Here is a 21,374-nt window from a genome sequence, read left to right on the forward strand (position 1 = left end):
TTTTATTGATTATAAATACTATATTACTCTTAATTAATACGTTTTAATGTTTATTTTAAGGTTTTAACTCTACAATGGGGAAATGGAAATGACTGACCTTTTTAATCTTCTTCACAATGCCGTAGAGGCACAACACAACGGGAAGAAGATTTCTCAAAAAGAGATGGCAGAAAAACTAGGAATTTCAATGAGAGCGTATCAAGATTGGCGATTGGGAAATGCTAAACCGCAAGCTGCCAAAGCCGTTTTGGATATGCTAGGGATGCTTGAAGATGATGAGTTGATTAGGGTAGTTAGAAAAATAAATAAATTGGGAAAACAATCATGAGTACACTCACGAATCAAGAACGTCATGCCCTCGATGATGTCTTTATGTCTATTTCATCTTCACAACCTTCATACTTAAAATTAAAATTTTCATACTATCATGCTTATCTATCTTTACATCTCAAAGGGCGTTTAAAAGCCCTGTCTTTGCATACTCACGTGATAAAAAAAGTAAAAAACACGCTAAAAATCACATTTTTGCAAAAGAATTCACAAAAAAACAAGAAAACAAGAAAAATTTAAGCTAAGAGATATTAAAGTATTCGCGTTTGAATCGTTGCACTCTCCTTATTTTCAAATACTAAGGGACTTTAACGAATTTCACAGATCTTTATCCAAGGGAAATATATGAACAAAGCACAATTCGTTGAGTTGGTACAAAAAAGCGGTAGTTACAAAACTAAAGTAGAAGCTGAAACAGCTATCAAAGCATTTACAGAAGCTGTAACTGCAGCGCTTGTTGCTAAAGAAGAAGTTTCATTGGTTGGTTTCGGTAGTTTTGCAGCTTCTCTTCAAAAAGGTAAAAGCGGTAAAGTACCAGGTACAGACAAAACTTATAGCACAGCAGATAAAATGGTTCCAAAATTCAAACCAGGCAAAAGTCTTAAAGATAGTATTGCTGCTGGCAAATAATTTCTCTTTATTCTCGAAGTTTTCTTCGAGAACATTTTTATCCCTCTTTCACTCATTATTTCACACTAAATAGGTTATAATATAGATCAATACATTGTAAGAGGATTATTAACTTGTTATCTTCATTTTTATCACGTATTTTGCCATCTAAATCCCCTAAAGCCTTACCAACATTAGAAGAACCAAAGCGAATAAAAAATATTAATCCCATAGAGATATTAAACCATTCTGTTTTGGATGCCAATGGTGTATTTCTCAACAATTTCAATCTTTTTCATCATGAGCAAACCCATACCATTGATCTACTCCTCTTTTTCCCTCATTACGGTCTCTTCTTTGGTGAAAAAATAGGTTGGAAATCTGATGAACTCAAAGGGGCAAGCGTTGAGCGCTCTTCACGACAAAGTAAAAAAACACCCGCAACGAAATTAGAATCAACAGAATATGCTCTTCATCAAAAACTTGAAGATGTTTTATCGTTCGATTCGACACCCATTGAGCGCTTTTTTTTATTAGAATATTTAAGTGAAGTAGAATTTGATGCCCTTGATTCTTCATTTCATCGATTATTACCGAAAGAACGACTTATTTTTTGCGATGATGATATTCAAAGTATTCAAGAAAAACTCTTAAGTCTTGGAACCTATCACGACAATCCCTATTCAAAACTCAAAGTATTGGGTTCACTCAATGCACATACCTTGTTACTTCCCACACACAGTGAGCCCTTTGGAGTATTCTTGTCCGAAGAACAGCACGCACTCCTAAATGCTCCGCTCAATCAAGCAAAAATTGTTTTGAAAGGTGCAGAGGGTAGTGGAAAAAGTACCATTCTTGTTCGTAAAGTTCTAAAATCACTATTAGAAGATCCCAAATCAAAAGTGATGATTGTTACCCCTACATTGGTCAGCGGAGAGCTTTTTCGAAGAGAACTCATTGCTTTATGTGACTTTGCAATGGTACACATTGATTTTGGGAGAGTAACCTTTATTAATCCTCCAACCCCAACCGAAGCGATTGATTTCAAAGAACTGCTTCATGATATTAGCCTTATAATTTTGGATGACTATAATTTTTATTTTTTCATCAATACTATCAATTTGGATAAACAATCAATCATTATAAGCAGTAAATCCGAAATCAAAGATATCTATACCTACCCACTTTCTGATGTCTATCGTATTCCAAGTGTGAACTTTGTTTATTATGTACAACAAGGTGGGCCATTATTTGCTCTTCTGTCAAAACTTCGTGAACAATTTGAACAAAAAGCAAACACCCCTATTTTAATCGTTTTATCTGATGAAGCACAACTTCAACAATATAAAAATGCTATTGATGAATATCTCAAAATCGAATGTCGTATATTAAATTCATCTTTTAGTCTTCAATACAAAAATTTAGATCCTATTACCCTCTCTACCACAGAATATATCGTAGGATTAAGTGTTCCACATACCTATATCATCAATATTGCGTCCGATACCGATGCGTATAGCCTAGCATTAAGCAGAGCATCAGAAACAGCTACTATAATCACCGAAGAAATTCAATCATTTTAATCTAAGGATTTACCATGCGTTCACTCGTTGCTTTTTTACTCTGTTCTAGTCTTGCTTTTGCAGCTCATCCTCAAGTCTCACTTCAAACTACTCAAGGTGAATTAATTCTTGAGCTTTATGAGGACGTAGCTCCACTGGCAGTTGAAAACTTCACAACACATGTCAAAGATGGCTATTACAATGGCTTAACATTTCATCGTATTATCAAAAACTTTATGGTTCAAGGGGGAGATCCTACAGGAACAGGTATGGGAGGAGAATCCATTTGGAAAAAGCCGTTCAAAGATGAGTTTAAATCAGGAGTTGTTTTTGATAAAGCAGGGGTTTTAGCTATGGCGAATGGAGGTCCGCGCACCAATGGAAGCCAGTTTTTTATTACAACTGCACCGACACCATGGCTCAATGGATATCATACTATTTTCGGTAAAGTGATTAAAGGTAGTGATACTCTCTCAAAGCTCAATAACGTCCAAACCAACGGTCAGCAAAATGGTGACCGTCCTCTTCAAATTCAAAAAATCATCAAAGCAACGGTATTACCATAATTATTTTTTTAGTTTAGCCATCGAGTCAAGGACATTTTTTTGTGTCCCTTGATCTAATTTTTTATCATTACTCACGAACATATAAAATTCAACACGTCTATTTTTTGCACGGTTAGCTTCTGTAGTGTTTGATGCTAGAGGTTTTCCAGCACCAAATCCCGCACTTGACAATCTCTCAGGTGGCACACCATCTTGAACGAGTTCACGTACGACCGTGCTAGCACGAGCACTTGATAGTTCAAGATTATCTCGATATGCAGATCCTGCTGGAAGAGTTTGATTATCTGTATAACCACGAACCGATATATCAACGGTTGGTGGAAGAGTTTTGATAATGTCAGCTACCCGCTTAACGAAACGGTGCATCTCTTCATCATCTAACGTTGCATTCGAACCTCTAAAAGTGATTGTTGCCGGTAGCTTTAATAAAACACCATCCATGCTTTGATCAAGCGCCCCTTCACCTACTGAAGCATTTTGCATCTGCTCATCTTCTTGTTGAGAAGAAGCTTCTGTTTTACCATCATTCAAAGATGCCGTTGTATCCAAAACAGCACCCCCCTGTGAAACAGGGAGTTTACCGCTGCTTCCTTGATCGGATGGCTCTTCTGAAGAGACAGGATCCATTGGTGTTACAGGACTAATCTCTTGAGGTGCTGGTGCATAATCGTAAATTTTTACAAATTCCTCTTTTACTGCACGCATTTTCTCTTTATTGACAGAAGCAAGAGCATACAATGCGATAAATAATGCCAAAAGAAGACTGAAAAAGTCTGCTGTCGGAACTGCCCATTTCTCTCCGGCTGCACACTCACACGGCTTACATTTTTTTTTCTTAGCCATCTATATGCTCATCAGTTGAATTGGCTGTGTTTCTCTTCCGCTGGGGAGAGGAAATTGAGGAGTTTCGCCTCAAGTGTACGCGGATTATCGCCATGAACGATGCCAATAATCCCCTCTAGCATCACTTTTTGCTCTTTGACTATATGATGCGATTTAGCTTTCATCTTATTTCCCATCGGACCGATCAAAACGTATGCACCGAAGATCCCTGTAACGGTTGCAGTAAATGCCCCAGCAATCCCTTCAGCCATTTCTGCCGGGTTGTCAAGTTTTTGAAGAGCAAGAATAAGACCCAAAACTGCCCCTACTAGCCCCATAACGGGTGAAGTTTCTCCTGCGAGAATCCAATAGTGCGCACACCCATGATAATAATGTTCCGTCTCTTCAATCACTGCTTCAAGGGTTTCTGAAATTGTATCGATCTCATTTCCATCAACAGCCATACTAAGCCCTTGCTTCAAAAACTCATTATCAAGTTCCGCAACCCTTTTTTCTAACGAAAGAAGTCCATCACGTCGTGCCATGAGTGCTAATTCAATAATCTCTTTAATACGCTCTTCTAAATTAACGGGAGATTTTTTAAAATTCATCCCTACATTTTTCCAAGCCCCTTTGATGTATTCGGGGTCTGTACTCACCATTGAAGCCAAGAGTGTCGTTGGAATAATAATAATCAAAGAGGTAATATGGACAACATGGACAGGATTTCCCCCCTCCATCAAATCTCCGATAGAGATGGATGCCATAGCCCCTAATATCCCCAAAATCGTCGTTAAATCCACAGGAACTCCTTCTCCACTAGACTAATGTATATTTGTATTTTCTTTATAATAGCTAATTGGTTGATTGTACCTTGTTTTTGCTGAAAATTATGATTTTTTTCCATTTTCTGAATAGAAAAAGTTGTAAAGCAACTTGATTAAAATCATTATAAAAATTCCACTTCCCATACTCGCAACGATAAAAGAATAATATTCATCATGAGTAATCGCTGCGGCATCATAACCTAATGTTGCGATAGCGACGGTAAAGGTTAACGGCATAGAATCACTAAGAGAAAAAAGAATAGTATTTTTAATCCCCAAATATCCAGAATAGGCGACAAACGAGCTAACGAGACGAATACCGATAATGGCACTCGCAATGTATAAAGCCATCATTAAAATTTTAGGATCTAAAAATGCATCTAACGCTAGAGTTGAGCCAACATGGATAAAAAAGATAGGGACTAAAAATCCAAATCCAAAGGATGAAAGTTTATGTGGTAACTCTGTTTTATGTTTAAAATAGGAAGCGATAAAAACACCCGCTAAAAAAGCCCCTAATACCACGTCAATTTTCAGATAAAGCATCACAGCAATCATCATAAACATCAAGGCCATTGAGAAACGGACATCTTGATCTTTTCCATCATCATGCGGCATTATCAAAACTTTTAAACTTGGATACCACCAAAAAAGGATGCGAATTCCTTTAAAGACCAATACAAAGCCGATCATAAAAGCGAACAATCCCCCAAGAGTAAAAGCAAATTCACGGTTATACCCATGTTCTAATCCTCCACTGAGAATTGTTAAAGCTAAAATACTAACCAATTCCCCAATAATTCCAATGTTAAGTGCTAACGCAAGCCATGGCTGATTTTTTCCATACTCTTTTACCAATGCCATCAACATTCCCAATGAAAAAATAGGAAAAGCAACCAAATAAACAGCACTAAGGTGAAAATACAAGAAAAGTGTGAGTGAACACCCATATAACATTGTAAAATAGATAATTGTCCGTCGTAAAAGAGATGATTTAGCAAATCCGAACTCTTTGAGATTCACCTCCATACCTGCTAAAAACATGAGGTACAAAAATCCTACTTTTGCAATAATTTTAAAAAGTTCATTCTCTTCTAAAAAGCCAAAATAACCGGCAAGACTCCCCATCAATATCTCAATAACAACCACCGGTACTTTAGTAACACGTGATAAAAATGGGGAAAAAATCACCAATAGCGATAAGGTTATAATTACAATACTGGTACTACTCATAACTACCCTTTTAGTGCTTTCCACACTGCTATTGCTTGAACATGTTCTTGTACATCGTGAACCCGAACGATGCTTGCACCCTCTTCTATCGCTTTGAGATGCAAGGCAATAGTTCCAGCCAAACGATCATTAGCAGATGTTGGAGAGATTTGATCAATCATCGATTTTCGACTTGCTCCCACCAAAAGAGGTTTACCAAACGGTAAAAAATGTTGTTGATGGCGTATCAAAGCACAATTGTCTTCAAGAGTTTTACCAAATCCAATACCACAATCTAATACACACTTCGCAATACCGAATTTTTCAGCCCTCTCCAAACGCTCTGTAAAAAATTGCTCTATTTCAGATAATACAGAATCGTAATGAGGAGTATTTTGCATCGACTCAGGTGTCCCTTTCATATGCATAATCACTGCCGTAGCCCCATATTCTCCACATAACCGCGCGACCTCGTCATTCGCCAATCCGGTAATATCATTGACTATGCGAAATCCTCGCTCTAGCGCATACGAAATAACACTCGGTGCATAACTGTCAAGGCTAAGAGAAATTTTTTCATACGTTTTATGCTCATAGAGAGCATCAATAATCGGACGAACTCGTTGCATCTCTTCTTCTTCGCTAATCGCAATACTACCAGGACGGGAAGAGACTCCCCCGATATCAATGATATCGGCCCCCTCGGCAATCATTTGATCAATTTTTCGAATTGCATCGACACCGTTAAAACGGCTTTGCGGGTAAAAGCTATCATCATTAGCATTGATAATCCCCATCACCTCTATTTTTTTTGGCATTTCACAACCACAAAAACGTTCCAACACTTTTGATAGGTTTTTTAATCCAAAAGGCTGTGACTTCTCTTTACGTACTAATTCTCGCAACTGACGTTCATTTGCAATAAGCATTACATCCACTTGGGGAATTGAAGCGATAACCGTCCCTCTTGGGACTGCTAAGTCACATCCTATAGAGAGGGCATCTTGCTTCAGTATATTAGCCGCTCCGACATGCAAATCTCTAATTTTAAAAATATGGAGCTTTCCTTTATCACTCAAAATAGAGATACCACCTCCATCAACACCCAACTCCACCAAAGCACTGCGCAGATCAAAGGTAGAGGAAAGATGCTCAACGACCACGAGGTGCCTCTTTAAGAAAATTCATCAAAACCATCACGAGAACACTCTGAAAACGGCTATTAAGCTCGATTAAACGATACGCTTTTTCAAATCCTTCAAGCTGAGATGTATTTAAAACCAACCCCTCACTATAAACAGCATGATGGAAAAGTCTCTCAATCAACTCTTTTGCCTCATGCTTTTTGAGTCTGTCGTTAGCTTTTACCCACGTAAAAAGCCCATTTAAATCGAGTTGTCGTAATGATATATCGAGTTTTTCATACTCTTTTATCTCTTTTTCCACATGGAGCGTCAGTCGGGAACGGATAGTAGGGAGAAAGGTACTTTTATTGGGAGCCATCAACACAAAAACAATATTTCGCGGAGGCTCTTCGAGGATTTTTAAAAGAGCATTTTGCGCCGGAATCGTAAAACTTTTCGCCCCTAATATCAAAGTCTTGGTCGTCTCTTCTGCTTTATACGCTTCGGCAATCACCTCTTTGGCATCTTCAATCTTAAAATCATCACATACAAAACTAATTGCTCTTTGAGGTGCAACTTGCTGTACAATCTCAAGTGCACGCTCTTCATAGTTTGGCGTGATAAGGATTCCACCGCGCTCAAGCGTGAACATCAATCTCCCCAAATAACACTGCGGCCAAAGTACGATCGAAGAGGCGATACAATTGTAACAATTTGATATCTATATGGGAGTCATACGAGCGGAGACTAAGGGCATTTGGATAGTTTTCATCCATCATCCACATTAGTGCATTATCGCTTCGCTTTACGATATCGGAGCGTCTCTCATCGCCCCCTTTACCAATATACCAAAAAAAGTATTCTCCCTTAAATGAAAGGTCCAACATATCGATTAAGGTATCCATTCCATCAACATCATCAAGCCTATTAAGGTGGGGATAGAGTGCATCCAAAGAAGCAATGGGAATCAGAGGACGTTCTTTGAGCTTTTTATTAATTGTGTCTAAAATATAATGCGAAAACCATTGTCGATCATGGTCACAAACCAAGACGATAGTACGCCCACTCATGATTTGATCCATCGCATTGATAATTTGAGGGATCCAATCAAATCGCTGTTCTTCAAACCAGCTCATAGGAGCCCCCTCAGCACGTATTGCGTCAAGAGTCCACTGGTCAAATAGACGCATTATTGATCCAACGAATAAGCGCTGTGCAATGAGCGTACTGAGAGCTCCGAATATTTCTCTGCAATCACCATCGATACTTTGATTTCAGAGGTAGAAATCATCATGATATTAATATTTTCTCGTGCCATCGTTTGGAATGCTTTCGCCGCAACACCTGTATGGGACTTCATCCCGACACCGACGATAGAGACTTTGCAGATATTCTCATCGTAAGAGGCTTCAGAGATTTCACCCTCCCCAATAAACTGTTCTACAACATGTTTTGCGTCCAAGAGTTCAGTTTTAGGTACGGTAAAATCAAGATTTGTTTTCCCATCATGCCCAAGTGTTTGAATAATCATATCAATATTGACACTGCTATCGGCCAAACGGGTAAAAATATCGGATGCAATTCCTGGGCGATCAATCACCCCTGAAAGTGAAACACGTGCTTGATTTTTATCGAGTGCGATACCGCTAACGAGTGGTTTTTCCATAATATTCTCTTCCTTTGTGATTAGTGTACCCTCTGCATCGCTAAAGCTAGAGCGAGTTACGAGATTTACATTGAGTTTTTTTGCCAATTCAACAGAACGGTTTTGGAGCACTTTGGCTCCCAGAGATGCGAGTTCTAGCATCTCGTCATAGCTAATTTTATCCATCTTTTTAGCTTTTGGCTCGATACGGGGATCGGTCGTATAGATACCATCAACGTCAGTATAAATTTCACATAAATCGGCTTGTAATGCACCCGCAAGTGCAACCGCAGAGAGATCCGATCCACCACGTCCCAACGTGGTAACATTCCCTTCTTCACTCACCCCTTGAAACCCTGCAACAACAACCACTTTGCCTTTAGCTAATTCTGCATGCATGGCACTAGGGTCGATACTCTCAATCCGTGCTTTCGTATGGACACTATCAGTCACAATACCTGCACGTCGTCCACTCATCGAAGTAGCCGGATGCCCCATTGAATTAAGTGCAATAGAAAGAAGTGCCGCCGTTACCCGCTCACCTGAGCTTAGCAACATATCGACTTCACTGCGTTCCGGTGAAGGAGTATAATGCTCTGCATAGGCGATAAGCTTGTTAGTTTCACCGCTCATTGCCGAAACAACGACAACAACTTGATGCCCCTCATTAAGAGTTTTAGAGACACGGTTGGCGACATTTTGGATGCGATCCAAATCACCGACACTGGTCCCTCCAAACTTTTGTACAATAACCATTATAGATACCCCTCGGCTTTGAAATAGGTGATTACTTGCTCGTATATCGGTTTTTTGAAATGGGCAATATGATTAAACAATGAGTCCACTTCGACAAATCGATACGCACTAAATTCAGGATGTTCCGTCTCCAAATCGATCTTTGCATTATCCTTTAAACGGACAAGATAATAACGCTGTTTTTGTCCTGCATACGGTGCCATTTTGGTTGCAATATGGGTCGGAAAATCGTAAGAAATCCATTCCGGATATTCAGCAATGATTTCCACTTTTTTTGTCCCGATCTCCTCTTTGAGTTCTCTGAAAAGTGCCTCTTCGCTCGATTCTCCTTCGTCAATTCCCCCTTGAGGAAATTGCCAAATAGCGTTAAGATCATTACGCTCGGCAATAAAAATCTCTTTTTTTTCGGGGTATGCTGATGAGACAATCACCGCAGCAACATTAGGACGATAAAATTTTGATTGGCTCATTCAATCCATCTTTTTTTGCGGTATTGTAAGCTATTGCTTATTAAAAAAAGTATAATTGAAAATGGTTTTACAGATTAGATCTTTCTTTTAATTCACTTAGATGAATTTATTGATACTAAAACCGCTATTGCGTTTTAAAAACTGAAATCTGATTGGTAAGCTGTTCGGTTAATTTATGCAGATGCTCCGCAGATTCTGCAATCTCCTCTACACTTCGAGCATTACGACTTGAAAGAGTGTTAATCTCTTTTATTTTATGGATGATATTATCGGTTGTTGAAGCATTTCCATTCATATCATGAGATAATTTGTCAATCGCGTCTACAGTCATATTCAGCGCTTCAACAGCGGTTTGCGTATATGTGTCCACCTCTGATGATGCGCTGGATAAACTTTCAATCCGTGCAGTATTATGGTTCATTTGATCGGTTATGTCATTAATCGATTGAACGATAACATTGACCGTAGCATTGGTTTCTTGCAAACTTTTTTGAGTGCGTTCCGCTAACTTACGTACTTCATCCGCTACAACTGCGAATCCTCGTCCATGTTCCCCCGCACGTGCTGCTTCTATAGCGGCGTTGAGTGCTAAAAGATTTGTTTGATCAGCGATATCGGCAATTACCGAAAGAACCGATTGAATTTGTGTTGCTTCTTGCGAAAGAGCATTGAGCCGATTGTTGATCTCACTTTCAGATTGAACCGTTAGCGAGAGCTTATCCATAGTATTTTGAAGAGCATTTTGGGCATTTTGGAGATTTTCTCGTGCATTGATTGCTTTTTGTTGAACCGATTGCATTTCGGATATAGATGCTTTCACTGCCTCTTTCATGTGATCAGACTCTGACGTTGTTGTGGTGACAATAGCAACTTCTTCTTCGGCTGATTTGCCTATGGAAAGAGTTGTCGTCGAAAGTTGCGCCGAAATTGAAAGATTTTCGTTTGATGCAGATTGTATGGATTTGAATGTATTACGTAATAATGTAACTAAGTCATCAATTCCATAACTCATATGTGAGAGTTCATCATCTCCATTAATACGGACACTATGAGAAAGATTATGATTAGTCGATATTTCATTGATAGTTTCGTTAAACGCAATAATACGGTGCAAAATATGATTCGATGTTACTACTAAAAACCATAATAGTACAACTATCCCCACTACAATAACAACTATAAGCGTTGTAAATCCGTTCGAAACAACGGAATCTGAATGCTCTTCACCTTTTTTTGCGTAGCCATTCGCCCTTTGTACCAAGGTATCGATACTTTCTCTATGTTTTTTATAAAGCTTCTCTAAATCGCCGTGGACAAGTTTTCTTGCTTCCTCATAGCGACCTTGATGGATGAGCGGAAATAGCTCATTTTTAACACTTTTAAAATAGGATTCGGCACTGGATTTCACTCCGTTTGCAATAACACTTTTCATATCAGAATCTAAATTGCTATTTTTCCAATAGAGTTGACGATCCTTAAAATCTTGTTCCAAATGATTAAATTGAGCTTCTAGTGGCTCGTATTGAGCCGCATTTTGAGCTTCTATAATCTCTAAACTTATTAGACGCGCTTCGATGATGTATTCGGGAGGAGGCAAGATGTCAGCAATCAAATCTTTCGTCAAAATTATTTCATTATAAGTTTCTCCTTTGATACGCACTGCATCAACGACCCAATAGGAAAAAATACCAATTACCATGATTACCGAAGATGCTAAAAGAGATGTAAGTTGGAGTCGGGCTTTAATCGTCATAAGATACCCCTTTTTGACAACAAAATAAAATTATTAAATCGCTATCAAGTTAATATATAACTCATTATATACTATAAAAAGTATAATTTATCCTTAAATTTATGACCAAAACATGACTTTAATATGACCATATCATGACCTATGATAAATAAAACTAATTTACCTACCTCCCACACTATCTTGGACTCACAATGCTATAATGGCATATGCTTTTATACATTCACATCCCTTTTTGCGACAGCAAATGCTCCTACTGTGCATTTAACTCTTACGTCGATAAATTCTCACAACGTGAGCGCTATATGGATGCCCTCAGTGTTCAACTTTCTTATGAGTTAGAGCGTTTTAATGTCACTGAATTAAACCTCATCGAAACTGTCTTTATAGGGGGAGGAACCCCCTCAACAGTTGATCCAAAACTCTACCAAACACTGTTTGAAACCATTCGCCCTTTTTTAGCCCCTAATGCTGAAATCACTACCGAAGCAAACCCCAACAGTGCCACCTATGAATGGCTAGAGGGGATGAAAAAGCTAGGAGTAAATCGAATCAGCTTCGGTGTTCAAAGTTTTAATGATGAAAAACTTAAAACTCTTGGTCGGGCGCACAATACTTCTCATGCACTTCAATCCATCCAAAACGCTCAGAAGATAGGATTCAAGCACCTCTCTATCGACCTCATTTATGGCGTATCCGGTGATACCCAAGAGCTTTTATTAAGCGACATAAATCAAGCCTTTTCTCTCCCAATAGATCATCTCAGCCTCTATGCACTTACTATCGAAGAAAACACCGTATTTGAAAAAACACCTGAACGTTCACACGAAGAACTTGAACTAACCCAATGGCTCTTTAATGAGGTTTCTGCACATGGTTTTGAGCACTATGAAATCTCCAACTTCGGTAAATACAAATCAGCCCATAACTTAGGGTATTGGGAAGGAAAAAGCTACATTGGGCTCGGTGCGGGTGCGGTAGGATTTTTAGATACAAAACGTTTTTACCCCTCAACCGATGTTGAATATTATATTTCTCATCCATGTGAAATACAGGAAGAATTGTTAGAAAAATATGAACTTTCTAGTGAAAAACTTTTTTTGGGATGGCGTAGTTCTGTAGGGGTTGATGAAACCATATTAAACCCTCGACAAAAAAACGAAGCCGATTTATTAACCGCTGAAAAGATACTTTTTTATGAAAATGGCCGCTATTTTAATCCAAATTTTCTCCTTGCGGATGAAATTGCTCTCAGGGTTGAGGGATATTAACCCTTTTTTTGCTAGAATTGCCTCATCTTTAGCATTAGGTAAATAAATATGTTTGGTATGGGTCTTGGTGAAATCTTTTTAATCGCGATTATTGCGGTACTATTTTTAGGACCCGATAAACTCCCCTCAACAATGGTCGAAATTGCTAAATTTTTCAAAAGTGTCAAAGGGACAGTTAACAGTGCCAAAGCCACACTCGAAGAAGAGATGAAATTTTCCGAAATGAAACAAGAAGCTTTATCATACAGAGATGAACTTTTAAGTGCAAGCAGTGACCTAGAAAGACTTACTAACGTCACCGAAATCGGTAATGAAATTCACTCTATCAAAAATGATCTTGATTTCAACACCATTACAACAGCCCAAGCTCCTATTGCACCAAAAGAGGCTGAAGTAATTACTTTCGCCCCTAAAGCAAAAGAGATTGTTCCTGCAATATCAACCGAAATTCCAAAAGAGAATGTCTAATGTTTGATGATTTAAAACCTCACATAGCCGAGCTACGTAAACGACTCGGCATCAGTGTTGCCGCTATTATTCTTTTATTTTTTGTTATGTGGAATTTCCATGATGCAATACTTGCTTGGATTACTCAGCCACTTATCACTGCATTAACCTCTGTAGGTAAAATTTCGCCGAAAGCCGCACAAGGGATGCTGGTCACTAAAGAGCTCTCCGAAGCTTTTTTTGTTGCTATGAAAGTATCCTTTTTTGCTTCTATCATTGCAGCACTTCCTATCATACTTGCACAAATATGGCTTTTTATCGCTCCGGGACTTTATTCGAACGAAAAAAAGATGATTATCCCCATCGTCATAGGGGGGACAGTCATGTTCCTTGTCGGCGGTGCATTCGCTTATTATCTGGTAACACCGTTAGGTTTTGCTTTTTTTATTGAATTTGGTAGTGCCTCTTTTGTACCGATGTACAATATCAGTGAATACGTTGAATTTTTCACTAAAATTATTTTCGGATTTGGATTAGCCTTTGAGCTTCCGGTATTTTGTTATTTTCTTGCCCTATTAGGGTTAATCGATGATCGGATGATGATCGGATTTTTTCGCTATGCCATTGTCCTTATCTTCATTATTGCCGCTATCCTCACTCCACCGGATGTTCTTAGCCAAATTATGATGGCACTCCCATTGATCCTTTTGTACGGTATCTCTATATTGATCGTCAAAGCGGTCAATCCTGCACCAAAAGAGGAAGCCTATATCGAAGAAGATGAAGAAGAGACGATTGATTAAAAACCCTCTTCTCACTTCCAGTTATCACTATGAGCTCCCCGATGAGCTTATAGCAACTCATCCCATTCATCCCAGAGATCATGCACGCCTCCTCGTCTATAACCGTGCCGATAAGAGTATCACCCATGCACGTTTTGACGCACTCGAATTGTTTCTCCCAAAAAACTGCGGAATCATCTTTAACGATACCAAAGTTATCAAAGCAAGACTCTACGGTCATAAAGAGAGCGGTGGTGCGATAGAGTTACTTATTAACCGCCCTCACGATGCCTACACCATCAATGTTTATATCAAAGGACGGGTCAAAGTCGATACTAGGTTAGTTTTTGAAGAACAACTCAGTGTCCATGTTATTGCATTGTATGAGGATGGTTCGCGTGATGTCAATTTTTATCTTCACGATACCCTCATCCGATTCGAAGAGCTTCTTCCTATATTGGAACGTGTCGGTCATATCCCTCTTCCACCCTATTTAGGTCGTGAAGATAACTCTGAGGATGAGCGGGAGTACCAAAGCGTTTTTGCCCACTATGAGGGGGCTGTAGCCGCACCAACAGCATCACTCCATTTTACCGATGAGCTGTTTGATGCCGTATGTTCACATCATCCATATGCCTTTGTCACCCTCCATGTCGGCTCAGGCACCTTTAAGCCCGTCGAAGCAGAGATTATCACCGATCATCCGATGCACTCGGAGTATTTTGATATTAGTCCATCGGCACTAGAACTACTCCGCAGCGATATCCCCCTCCTCTCTATCGGAACAACTTCCACCCGTACGGTAGAGTATCACGCCCGTACTGAGGAGACACATGGGGAAGCAAACCTCTTTTTACACCCCAACAATCCTCCGCTACGGGTAAATCACCTTCTGACCAATTTCCATCTTCCCCAATCGACACTGCTGATGCTCGTTGCATCGTTCATTGGTTTGGAAGAGACCCATCGAATTTATCAAGAGGCAATAAAGGAACACTACCGCTTTTTCTCCTATGGCGATGCGATGCTTATTCTTTAAATTATCTCAAATTATGATAAAATAGTGATAACACAACCGCAAGGCAGATTTTATGAAAACTCTTAACCGCAGACATTTTTTAGGGGCAGGTTTACTCTTAGGGGCTTCAACCCTCTTAGGGAAAGAATTACCGGCTAAAGCTATAGCAATCCCACAAGAATATAAACCCCCGATTATTGCATTTCCTGAAAAAAAACCGATGGTTGCTATTTCAGATCGTCCACCATTGCTAAAACCTGTCAATGTACGGGATGTTTTTACTAAAGCAATTACCCCTAATGATGAATTTTTCGTTCGATGGCATCTTCCTGATATTCCGACGCATATTGACCTCAATGAATTTCGTCTTGAAGTAAAAGGCTCGCTCAACACCCCTCTCTCACTCAGTGTCGATGATTTGAAATCAAAATTCGAGCCTGCTGAAATTACTGCCGTATTGCAATGCGGAGGAAATAGCCGTAAATACTACGCAGTTACAGGTCAAGCAACCCATGGTGTCCAATGGGATCATGGTGCGATGGGGTGTGCCGTTTGGAAAGGGGTACGACTCAAAGACATCCTTAATCGTGCTGGGGTCAAAGAGAGTGCTTCGTGGGTTGGGCTTAACGGTCTAGAAAAACCGGCTATGGAAGCAACTCCAGACTTTTTTCGAGAGATGGAAATTAAAGAGGCACTCGAAGGGGAGATTATTGTCGCCTACTCTATGAACGGTGAAGATCTTCCGTATCTCAACGGATTCCCGCTCCGCCTCGTCATTCCTGGGCATTTCTCAGATAGCTGGGTAAAAATGCTCTCTGAAATCATGGTTATGGATACTTATCGCAATAGTTTCTTTATGGATGTTGCCTATACAGTTCCTGATAACGATTGCGAATGTGTCGTATCCGGAAGCGATTTCGAATACAAACGTAAACCAATCGCAAGCATGAAAGTTAAATCGGTTATCGGTTACCCTGCTGAAAACAGCACGATTAAAAAAGGTTCTCGTATCAAAATAGCCGGTGTTGCCTTCGATCAGGGAAAAGGGATTAAAGAGGTGATGATTTCTCTTGATGGGGGCAAAAGCTGGAGTGCTGCTAAGCTTGGTCAAGACCTTGGAAAATATGCTTTTAGAACATGGAATTTTGAATGGGAAGCAAAAAACAAAGGGGAATTTACCATTATGGCGCGTGCCATTAACCGTATCGGTAATATTCAACCGATGCCGGATGAGATCGGTTGGAATGCAGGCGGATACCAATATAACGCAGTTGATAGCGTTAATGTGAAAATCGTATAAGGGGTCACAATGAAAAAATTATTATTACTTAGCCTCATTACAGCTTCTACCCTTTTTGCTCAAATGGATAAACCAATTGAAATGCCGTATGTCGAATATCCTATCGAATCAGGCGACCACGATGAAGTGGTTCAACAATACTGTCTTATCTGTCATTCATTCGGTTATGTACTTAATCAAGGGAAAAAAAGTCGTCCGTATTGGAAAGGGACCGTACAAAAAATGGTAAATGAGTTCAAAGCACCCATCGAAAAAGAAGATCAGCAAACAATCATCAATTATCTCGTAAAACATTACGGTTATGAAGTTCAAGCAGGACAATCAGGACACTAACTCCTGATTCTCAGGCGACAAATACTCTCCCGTTTCGCACTTCGATAATCCCCCCTAGCTCGGCTTCAAAAATTTCACTTGGAAATTTCGCAAGAACCTCTTCATACGTCGGCATACTCCTACAATACGCTACAAATGGGGTATCATTCATCGTATTGAGAGCTGATTTACTTATCTGAGCTACAAACAAATCAATATCTTCGATACCTTTTGCTTTGCCCTCTATCAATAACCGATGAGTCCCCTCACTTTCACGTATATGGTGCGGTAAAACATAAACCTGTTTACCCATCTCCAAAGCAAACTCTACCGAGCGCATACTTCCACTCCCTAAATCTGCTTCACTCACAATCAATACCTCTCCCAAGGCAACTACTATCTCATTTCGAACTACAAAACTCCACTCGCGTGTCATAAAATCGGGTTCAAACTGAGAAAGAACAAGCCCTTGTCTCTCAATCGCCTCAATAAGCTTATCATTCGATTTGGGATAACGTATATTGATACCGCTGGGTAATACTGCAATCGTATTATGAACCCCTGCCCCCTGATGTGCCAACGTATCAACCCCAGCTGCTGCTCCGCTAACAATCACCATTCCGGCAGCAGAGAGTTTTTTTGCAAGTTCCAAGGTCACTCCACGTGTATAAATACTTGGATGACGCGTTCCGACTATCGATATTTTAGGACGAGATAGGAGCGCTAAAGAACCCTTATAGTAGAGGAGATCTGGATATTTTTTCATAGCACTGAGTTCAAGAATTGAAAATGGGACAATAGAGGACATATCATTACTCATATTTAATTTTCACCATCATAGTCAATCTTGGATGATGATTTAAAAAATATGGCAAATTGTCAGATTTTATCGATTCCTACAAGTTTTACTTCACTCAATACATCCTTGGATTCTTTGAGTGCTTGCAGAGTGTCAGGACGAGGGTGACCTATGGCAATCGCACTCCCATTACGTTTAGCCGTAGCAACTGCTTCACGTATCTGTTTTTTGATATTCTCAACACCATCATGATGATCTAAAAATACATCTCTTCCAAGATAACGGATACCATATTTTGAATCCACCGTTTTAGCTTTACTTTGTGCTGTTGTCCGACTGTCCACAAATATTAAACCATTGGTTTTCATAACTGATATTAAGCGATCCATCGCCTCTTCATCAGCAGTAAACTTTGAGCCGGTATGGTTGTTAATATAACGAACATTAGGATAAAGTTTTTTAATTTTTTGGATTTGTCCGTTTATCATCTCTTTCGAATCACCTACACGTAGTGTTACATCCTCTTCACTCTCAAAATCGACTGCTTCAAGAGGCAAATGAACCATATAACCATTGACATCTCGTGCTAACAATGCAGAATCACCATGACGATGACTAGGAGGCAAAAATGACATTACCAAAGGTAGTCCTACTGAGCGTATCGACTTAACATCATGAGCATAAGAGACATCATCCATAATAATGACCAGCTTAGCATCTCCCTCTTTAGTCGGACGGGGTACTTTTGGTTCTGGTGCAGGAGGCAACGCCTTTTTATCTTTAGGAGCATATTCATGTGAAGCATTTAACGATTGTCGATCCAATATCTCTCTCAGCTCTTTTTTCAAACGGTGAATCTCATCTTCTTGTTTTTTAGACATAACAATCGATTTATCCGTATAGTCTCCATCTATTTTAGCAATATTTTTGATTTGTCCCATCAATAATCGCGTTTGTTCATCCTTTCGCTCAACCTCAGAACGTATTTGATGTACACCGATAAAATAGCCAACCAATACAGCGACCAATATCATAATCAACAATGCTAACAATACAGCAATATGTTTGAGAGAGAAAAAGGATTTAATGGATTGGAAAAAGGAAGAGCGCTTATGCATTTAAAACATTTATGTTAAATTTTAGAATTATGAATCGCAATTTCTCCCACATCCGAAAGATGTGGGTAGCTTTAGGGGGATGCAAGGGACGGTTACGTCCCTGCTACTAAATGAGCTTTGCTCATTTAGTATATTTAAAATCAGTTTGTCGCTTGGTTAACGATTTTGTTTTTAGAAATCCATGGCATCATAGAGCGTAGTTGTACACCTGTACGCTCGATCAATGACGCACGTGCATTTGCACGCTCAGCATTCATACGAGGATAACCCGCTTGACCTTCGAGGATGAAGTCTTTTGCGAAACGGCCGTCTTGAATCTCTTTTAAGATCTCCTTCATTGCCGCTTTTGATTCTGCATTGATAACACGTTTACCACTTACGTAGTCACCGTATTCCGCTGTGTTAGAGATAGAGTAACGCATATCCGCGATTCCACCCTCGAACATCAAATCAACGATAAGTTTAAGCTCATGTAGACACTCGAAGTATGCCAATTCTGGTGCGTATCCCGCTTCAGTCAATGTTTCGAATCCTGCTTGAACGAGAGATGCCGCACCACCGCAAAGAACTGCTTGTTCTCCGAAAAGGTCTGTTTCTGTTTCGTCTTTAAATGTAGTTTCGATGATTGCTGTACGTCCTCCACCGATAGCCGATGCGTATGAAAGCGCCAATTCTTTAGTCGTACCGCTTGGATTTTGTCCTACCGCGATAAGGTCAGGAATCCCGCCACCGCGAACAAATTCGCTACGAACTGTATGACCCGGTGCTTTAGGAGCAATCATGGTTACGTTAATGTCCGAGCGTGGATGAATACGTCCGTAATGAATGTTGAATCCATGACCGAATGCGATGGTTGCACCTTGTTTCAAATTAGGTTGAATTTCATTTTTGTAGATTTCTGCTTGGTTTTCATCCGGAAGAAGAATCATAACCACATCAGCATAAGCAGATGCATCTGCTACTGTCATAACTTTGAACCCTTTAGCTTCCGCTTTTGCCCATGAACTACCATCCCTGCGGAGACCGACAACAACTTCAACACCGCTATCGCGAAGGTTTTCCGCATGTGCGTGACCTTGTGATCCAAAACCGATCATTGCCACTTTTTTGCTTTTGATTAATTCGATATTACAATCTTTATCGTAGTAGACGCTCAATGCCATAAGAATATCCTTCAGAGAAAACACACTTTTGTGCTTAAAATTTGGCGAATTATACCCCATTTTTTCCTAAAAGAACATTAGCTACCCCTTATAGTAAAGAGGTAACTACACTTCTAAGGGTGCAAGGCGATTCTCATGCTACAATTCATCAAAAAAACGAGGAATTTTTATGAAAAAATTTAACCTTTTTAAAGAGATTATCGTCGTGACTAAAACTGATTTTTTGCACGCAATCAACTCTTCTAAACGCTTTGCTATAAGCTATGAGGGTAAAATCGTTTATGAACCGTTTACCTCTAATCTTATCTCTATTTACGAAGGTTCTATCCCCCCTATCTCACCCCTATCTACCAATCTCTCTCGTCCGATTTCTGAAATGTTAGGAAAAGAGTACCGCATTGTCGAAGATGACGATCGCATCCTTATCAAAGCTTCAGGAGCATGGCAGAACATTATCGGCTATAACCAAAAACGGTCGGTATACGATGACACGAGCGGTGACGGTATTGCCGAATTTTCTGACAAACCATTAGAAGATATTGGCTGGCACGCCACTGAGTTTAATATCAGCTATCGCGATATTGTCGAACAGTTTGAAGAGCACTGTGAGGGTATTTTACTCTGCATCGAGCAAGAAGAGCCGTATCAGTTTAGCGGATTGGGATTTGTATTTGATTTGGAACATGCCCGTAAAATTGGATTTGAGTATTGTGCAAAAATTATTAAAGAGAAATTAGAAAACGATGAGGATTTTGACACCCTCACGGATGATGAAGAGGAAGCAGCAGAGTTTTTTAAAGCTATTTAAGGTCTGAAAACCTCTATCTCTAACTCTTTGATCACTCGGTAATGTTTATCATTGGCGGTAAGGAGTTTCATTCCATATGTCGTAGCTGTTGATGCGATCAGAGCATCGGCAAGTTCCATACTGTGGCTCAAAAAATATTCTTCGACATAAAAAAGTGCTTTTGCGGAGATTTCTTCATTCATGTAGATCGTTTTCGTATTCCATTGTCGTAGAGTCTTTTGAAAACGTCTCAGTTCTTCTTTGTTACGCATCCCTTGTACCAGTTCGATATGAGTTACCCCAGAGATACAAAAATCCCCAATCGAATGAATCAATTTTTTAGCATTTTCATTCCCGCGCAAATACCATATCAATACATCCGTATCAACTAAAATATCGTATGCCATAAACGTTAAAACTCTCTACGTTTTCGCATATTCCGCACCAATGTATCGACATCATCATTCAGGTCACTCCACATACCAAACATAGCATCGTCTTTGGGTATTTGTTGAGAGTCGTCATAAGAGATGAGTTTGGCTTTGGCTTTTCCACGATGGGTGATTGTCACATCTTCACCCTTACTCAGGACATCAAATAAAAATGAAACATTAAAACGGAGGTCTTTTGCGGTAACAGTCATCATAAATCCTTTAACTATATACTTGAAGTATAAACTATAAAGCTTTATGAAATATTAAAAA

At 39.5% G+C, this 21,374-nt stretch carries 25 protein-coding genes; 11 read left to right on the forward strand and 14 right to left on the reverse strand.

The genetic code is table 11. From position 1 onward, the window contains the following. The first annotated feature begins 82 nt into the window (after window positions 1-82). The 4 genes from PHC76_RS04800 to PHC76_RS04815 all read left to right on the forward strand — a co-directional run bounded on the left by PHC76_RS04800 (window position 83) and on the right by PHC76_RS04815 (window position 3,067). Window positions 83-328 carry a helix-turn-helix transcriptional regulator gene (locus PHC76_RS04800; protein ID WP_299970559.1) on the forward strand — a complete coding sequence of 82 codons (246 nt, stop codon included), beginning with the start codon at window positions 83-85 and terminating at the stop codon, window positions 326-328. A gap of 347 nt (window positions 329-675) precedes the next feature. Next, window positions 676-960, forward strand: coding sequence for an HU family DNA-binding protein (locus PHC76_RS04805; protein ID WP_299970556.1), 285 nt, complete (start codon window positions 676-678; stop codon window positions 958-960). Window positions 961-1,073: 113 nt separating this feature from the next. Further along, window positions 1,074-2,522 (forward strand): hypothetical protein, encoded by a 1,449-nt coding sequence (locus PHC76_RS04810; RefSeq protein WP_299970553.1) that lies wholly within the window; start codon window positions 1,074-1,076, stop codon window positions 2,520-2,522. Window positions 2,523-2,536: 14 nt separating this feature from the next. Beyond that, a complete protein-coding gene (locus tag PHC76_RS04815) occupies window positions 2,537-3,067 on the forward strand; it encodes a peptidylprolyl isomerase (RefSeq protein ID WP_299970550.1) in 531 nt (176 codons plus the stop codon). Here PHC76_RS04815 and motB read toward each other — a convergent pair whose 3' ends face one another. The 9 genes from motB to PHC76_RS04860 all read right to left on the reverse strand — a co-directional run bounded on the left by motB (window position 3,068) and on the right by PHC76_RS04860 (window position 11,676). After that, window positions 3,068-3,910 (reverse strand): flagellar motor protein MotB, encoded by an 843-nt coding sequence (motB, locus tag PHC76_RS04820; protein WP_299970547.1) that lies wholly within the window; start codon window positions 3,908-3,910, stop codon window positions 3,068-3,070. It abuts the gene before it with no gap. Window positions 3,911-3,921: 11 nt separating this feature from the next. Then, window positions 3,922-4,692, reverse strand: coding sequence for a flagellar motor stator protein MotA (gene motA, locus PHC76_RS04825; RefSeq protein ID WP_299970544.1), 771 nt, complete (start codon window positions 4,690-4,692; stop codon window positions 3,922-3,924). Between the two features lie 87 nt (window positions 4,693-4,779). Continuing rightward, window positions 4,780-5,949: a cation:proton antiporter gene (locus PHC76_RS04830; RefSeq protein ID WP_299970541.1), complete on the reverse strand. Its 1,170-nt coding sequence runs from the start codon at window positions 5,947-5,949 to the stop codon at window positions 4,780-4,782. A gap of 2 nt (window positions 5,950-5,951) precedes the next feature. Continuing rightward, window positions 5,952-7,091 (reverse strand): dihydropteroate synthase, encoded by a 1,140-nt coding sequence (folP, locus tag PHC76_RS04835; protein WP_299970538.1) that lies wholly within the window; start codon window positions 7,089-7,091, stop codon window positions 5,952-5,954. Continuing rightward, window positions 7,081-7,704 (reverse strand): DNA polymerase III subunit delta', encoded by a 624-nt coding sequence (locus tag PHC76_RS04840; RefSeq protein ID WP_299970535.1) that lies wholly within the window; start codon window positions 7,702-7,704, stop codon window positions 7,081-7,083. The genes folP and PHC76_RS04840 overlap by 11 nt, the downstream gene beginning before the upstream one ends. After that, window positions 7,691-8,242 (reverse strand): HobA family DNA replication regulator, encoded by a 552-nt coding sequence (locus PHC76_RS04845; protein ID WP_299970532.1) that lies wholly within the window; start codon window positions 8,240-8,242, stop codon window positions 7,691-7,693. Before PHC76_RS04845 ends, PHC76_RS04840 begins: the two co-directional genes overlap by 14 nt. Next, window positions 8,242-9,453: an aspartate kinase gene (locus tag PHC76_RS04850; RefSeq protein WP_300209837.1), complete on the reverse strand. Its 1,212-nt coding sequence runs from the start codon at window positions 9,451-9,453 to the stop codon at window positions 8,242-8,244. The genes PHC76_RS04845 and PHC76_RS04850 overlap by 1 nt, the downstream gene beginning before the upstream one ends. Next, on the reverse strand, window positions 9,453-9,923 hold the full coding sequence (locus PHC76_RS04855) for an RNA pyrophosphohydrolase (RefSeq protein ID WP_299970526.1): 471 nt from the start codon (window positions 9,921-9,923) through the stop codon (window positions 9,453-9,455). Before PHC76_RS04855 ends, PHC76_RS04850 begins: the two co-directional genes overlap by 1 nt. A gap of 124 nt (window positions 9,924-10,047) precedes the next feature. Then, window positions 10,048-11,676: a methyl-accepting chemotaxis protein gene (locus PHC76_RS04860; protein WP_299970523.1), complete on the reverse strand. Its 1,629-nt coding sequence runs from the start codon at window positions 11,674-11,676 to the stop codon at window positions 10,048-10,050. A 206-nt stretch (window positions 11,677-11,882) separates the two neighbouring features. Here PHC76_RS04860 and hemW point away from each other — a divergent pair, with 206 nt between their 5' ends. Genes hemW through PHC76_RS04890 form a run of 6 tightly spaced genes read left to right on the forward strand, consistent with a single transcriptional unit; the run spans window position 11,883 to window position 16,824 of the window. After that, entirely contained in the window at window positions 11,883-12,944 is a 1,062-nt protein-coding gene (gene hemW / locus PHC76_RS04865) for a radical SAM family heme chaperone HemW (RefSeq protein ID WP_299970520.1), read from the forward strand. Window positions 12,945-12,992: 48 nt separating this feature from the next. Next, window positions 12,993-13,412, forward strand: a complete 420-nt coding sequence (gene tatB / locus PHC76_RS04870; protein WP_299970517.1) for a Sec-independent protein translocase protein TatB — start codon at window positions 12,993-12,995, stop codon at window positions 13,410-13,412. Next, window positions 13,412-14,194: a twin-arginine translocase subunit TatC gene (gene tatC / locus PHC76_RS04875; protein ID WP_299970515.1), complete on the forward strand. Its 783-nt coding sequence runs from the start codon at window positions 13,412-13,414 to the stop codon at window positions 14,192-14,194. Before tatB ends, tatC begins: the two co-directional genes overlap by 1 nt. Next, window positions 14,190-15,212, forward strand: coding sequence for a tRNA preQ1(34) S-adenosylmethionine ribosyltransferase-isomerase QueA (queA, locus tag PHC76_RS04880; RefSeq protein ID WP_300209875.1), 1,023 nt, complete (start codon window positions 14,190-14,192; stop codon window positions 15,210-15,212). Before tatC ends, queA begins: the two co-directional genes overlap by 5 nt. Window positions 15,213-15,264: 52 nt before the next feature. Further along, complete coding sequence (locus PHC76_RS04885; protein WP_299970509.1) at window positions 15,265-16,491, forward strand: molybdopterin-dependent oxidoreductase; 1,227 nt, start codon at window positions 15,265-15,267, stop codon at window positions 16,489-16,491. Window positions 16,492-16,500: 9 nt separating this feature from the next. After that, window positions 16,501-16,824: a sulfite:cytochrome C oxidoreductase subunit B gene (locus PHC76_RS04890; protein ID WP_299970506.1), complete on the forward strand. Its 324-nt coding sequence runs from the start codon at window positions 16,501-16,503 to the stop codon at window positions 16,822-16,824. A gap of 10 nt (window positions 16,825-16,834) precedes the next feature. Here PHC76_RS04890 and PHC76_RS04895 read toward each other — a convergent pair whose 3' ends face one another. From PHC76_RS04895 to ilvC, 3 genes are all read right to left on the reverse strand, one after another. Beyond that, window positions 16,835-17,623, reverse strand: a complete 789-nt coding sequence (locus tag PHC76_RS04895) for a DNA-processing protein DprA (RefSeq protein ID WP_299970503.1) — start codon at window positions 17,621-17,623, stop codon at window positions 16,835-16,837. A gap of 59 nt (window positions 17,624-17,682) precedes the next feature. Further along, window positions 17,683-18,720, reverse strand: coding sequence for a divergent polysaccharide deacetylase family protein (locus tag PHC76_RS04900; RefSeq protein ID WP_299970500.1), 1,038 nt, complete (start codon window positions 18,718-18,720; stop codon window positions 17,683-17,685). Window positions 18,721-18,860: 140 nt separating this feature from the next. Further along, the gene (gene ilvC / locus PHC76_RS04905) at window positions 18,861-19,883 is read right to left on the reverse strand and encodes a ketol-acid reductoisomerase (RefSeq protein ID WP_299970497.1); all 1,023 of its coding nucleotides are present in this window, start codon (window positions 19,881-19,883) and stop codon (window positions 18,861-18,863) included. A 169-nt stretch (window positions 19,884-20,052) separates the two neighbouring features. Between ilvC and PHC76_RS04910 the strand changes: the two genes are divergently transcribed. Further along, on the forward strand, window positions 20,053-20,691 hold the full coding sequence (locus tag PHC76_RS04910) for a hypothetical protein (RefSeq protein ID WP_299970494.1): 639 nt from the start codon (window positions 20,053-20,055) through the stop codon (window positions 20,689-20,691). Here PHC76_RS04910 and PHC76_RS04915 read toward each other — a convergent pair. Both PHC76_RS04915 and PHC76_RS04920 read right to left on the reverse strand, forming a co-directional pair. Continuing rightward, window positions 20,688-21,077, reverse strand: a complete 390-nt coding sequence (locus PHC76_RS04915) for a type II toxin-antitoxin system VapC family toxin (protein WP_299970491.1) — start codon at window positions 21,075-21,077, stop codon at window positions 20,688-20,690. The two genes, PHC76_RS04910 and PHC76_RS04915, sit on opposite strands and share 4 nt — an antisense overlap. Before the next feature lie 5 nt (window positions 21,078-21,082). Then, window positions 21,083-21,313, reverse strand: coding sequence for a type II toxin-antitoxin system Phd/YefM family antitoxin (locus PHC76_RS04920; RefSeq protein WP_299970488.1), 231 nt, complete (start codon window positions 21,311-21,313; stop codon window positions 21,083-21,085). Window positions 21,314-21,374: the final 61 nt, after the last annotated feature.

The sequence above is a fragment of the Sulfuricurvum sp. genome (assembly GCF_028710345.1).
In the GTDB taxonomy this organism is placed as follows: Bacteria; Campylobacterota; Campylobacteria; order Campylobacterales; family Sulfurimonadaceae; genus Sulfuricurvum.

Excerpts from the sequence above, each read along its gene's own strand:
- PHC76_RS04800 (WP_299970559.1), top strand. The coding sequence starts at position 83 with ATGGAAATGACTGACCTTTTTAATCTTCTTCACAATGCCGTAGAGGCA.
- PHC76_RS04805 (WP_299970556.1), top strand. The coding sequence starts at position 676 with ATGAACAAAGCACAATTCGTTGAGTTGGTACAAAAAAGCGGTAGTTAC.
- PHC76_RS04815 (WP_299970550.1), top strand. The coding sequence starts at position 2,537 with ATGCGTTCACTCGTTGCTTTTTTACTCTGTTCTAGTCTTGCTTTTGCA.
- motB (WP_299970547.1), bottom strand. The coding sequence starts at position 3,910 with ATGGCTAAGAAAAAAAAATGTAAGCCGTGTGAGTGTGCAGCCGGAGAG.
- PHC76_RS04830 (WP_299970541.1), bottom strand. The coding sequence starts at position 5,949 with ATGAGTAGTACCAGTATTGTAATTATAACCTTATCGCTATTGGTGATT.
- PHC76_RS04840 (WP_299970535.1), bottom strand. The coding sequence starts at position 7,704 with ATGTTCACGCTTGAGCGCGGTGGAATCCTTATCACGCCAAACTATGAA.
- PHC76_RS04845 (WP_299970532.1), bottom strand. The coding sequence starts at position 8,242 with ATGCGTCTATTTGACCAGTGGACTCTTGACGCAATACGTGCTGAGGGG.
- PHC76_RS04850 (WP_300209837.1), bottom strand. The coding sequence starts at position 9,453 with ATGGTTATTGTACAAAAGTTTGGAGGGACCAGTGTCGGTGATTTGGAT.
- PHC76_RS04855 (WP_299970526.1), bottom strand. The coding sequence starts at position 9,923 with ATGAGCCAATCAAAATTTTATCGTCCTAATGTTGCTGCGGTGATTGTC.
- PHC76_RS04860 (WP_299970523.1), bottom strand. The coding sequence starts at position 11,676 with ATGACGATTAAAGCCCGACTCCAACTTACATCTCTTTTAGCATCTTCG.
- hemW (WP_299970520.1), top strand. The coding sequence starts at position 11,883 with ATGCTTTTATACATTCACATCCCTTTTTGCGACAGCAAATGCTCCTAC.
- tatB (WP_299970517.1), top strand. The coding sequence starts at position 12,993 with ATGTTTGGTATGGGTCTTGGTGAAATCTTTTTAATCGCGATTATTGCG.
- tatC (WP_299970515.1), top strand. The coding sequence starts at position 13,412 with ATGTTTGATGATTTAAAACCTCACATAGCCGAGCTACGTAAACGACTC.
- PHC76_RS04885 (WP_299970509.1), top strand. The coding sequence starts at position 15,265 with ATGAAAACTCTTAACCGCAGACATTTTTTAGGGGCAGGTTTACTCTTA.
- PHC76_RS04890 (WP_299970506.1), top strand. The coding sequence starts at position 16,501 with ATGAAAAAATTATTATTACTTAGCCTCATTACAGCTTCTACCCTTTTT.
- PHC76_RS04895 (WP_299970503.1), bottom strand. The coding sequence starts at position 17,623 with ATGAGTAATGATATGTCCTCTATTGTCCCATTTTCAATTCTTGAACTC.
- PHC76_RS04900 (WP_299970500.1), bottom strand. The coding sequence starts at position 18,720 with ATGCATAAGCGCTCTTCCTTTTTCCAATCCATTAAATCCTTTTTCTCT.
- ilvC (WP_299970497.1), bottom strand. The coding sequence starts at position 19,883 with ATGGCATTGAGCGTCTACTACGATAAAGATTGTAATATCGAATTAATC.
- PHC76_RS04910 (WP_299970494.1), top strand. The coding sequence starts at position 20,053 with ATGAAAAAATTTAACCTTTTTAAAGAGATTATCGTCGTGACTAAAACT.
- PHC76_RS04915 (WP_299970491.1), bottom strand. The coding sequence starts at position 21,077 with ATGGCATACGATATTTTAGTTGATACGGATGTATTGATATGGTATTTG.
- PHC76_RS04920 (WP_299970488.1), bottom strand. The coding sequence starts at position 21,313 with ATGACTGTTACCGCAAAAGACCTCCGTTTTAATGTTTCATTTTTATTT.